Consider the following 1,132-nt stretch of genomic DNA (forward strand, 5'->3'; position numbering starts at 1 on the left):
GCGCCTCGGGTTCATCACATGCCGCCCTCGCCGGATCGCTGGAAGGAGCGGTCGCGGTTCTTTCCGGGAATCGCGAAGGCGATGGCGGAACAGTGGAGTGCGGTAGGAGAGGCGTAGATGGATATGCCCGCCGATCTAGGCGGTGTGGACAAAGAGGATTCCCAAATCATCTGATCACTGATTCAACGCTGTTCTTTGCGGAGAGCAGCGTTGGTTCGTGGATTGATGTCGGATGCGGAATGGGCGTTCTTCGAGCCCTTCGTGATTGAACGGGGGCCGAGGCGGGGTCGTCGGCCTCGTGATCACCGGCTGGTGCTGGACGGGGTATTCTGGATCGCCCGGACGGGGACGGCCTGGCGGGATCTTCACAGCCACTTCGGCACCTGGAACTCGGTCTACCGCCAGTTCCGGCGCTGGACGCTGGCGGGGGTCTGGGACGTGATGCTGGAGGGGATGAACGACACCGGCACGGGCAACGACAGCCTTCAGATGATCGATTCCACCATCATACGCGCCCACCAGCACGCCGCCGGCGCGCTAAAAAAGGGGGCGCGGACCAGGGTCTTGGCCGCTCTCGCGGTGGCTTCTCGACCAAGATCCATCTCCGCAGCAACGCTCAAGGCCTCCCTGTCGCGGTCACGCTGAGCGGCGGGCAGGTCTCCGATGTGAAAGGCTACGCCCCGGTCATGGACCAGCCCGGTCCAAAGCCCTGCGTCCTGCTCGCTGACAAGGGATACGACGCCGACTTCATCTTGGCCGACCTGGAGGCCCGAGGCGTCGTCGCAGTCATCCCGGCCAAGCGAAACCGAAAGGTCCAGCCCGTCATCGACGGTCATATCTACGCCCTGCGAAACCTCGTCGAGCGATGCTTCTCAAAGCTGAAAAACAGCCGAAGACTGGCAACCCGATACGACAAGACCGCCGACAGCTTCCTCGGCTTCGTACTCGTCGCATCCATCCGCCTCTGGATCAGGCACTTTGTCCACACCGCCTAGGCCAGCACAGTCAGGTGTATGGCGCGCCACCCCTCTCCCGGCGGGAGAGGGCTTGAGCGCACGGCGGCGGAGCCGTCGTTCGGGCGCGAAGGGGTGAGGTGCAAATGTAAGGGGGCGGCTTGGCCGCTTCACCCAGC

Annotated in this window: 1 pseudogene; it reads left to right on the forward strand. The window is 63.8% G+C overall.

Annotated elements, in window-relative coordinates:
- Positions 1-225 precede the first annotated feature (225 nt).
- A pseudogene (locus ACESMO_RS11770) lies at positions 226-995 on the forward strand (IS5 family transposase).
- The last annotated feature ends 137 nt before the right edge of the window (positions 996-1,132 follow it).

Source organism: Brevundimonas sp. (assembly GCF_041688735.1).
GTDB lineage: Bacteria > Pseudomonadota > Alphaproteobacteria > Caulobacterales > Caulobacteraceae > Brevundimonas.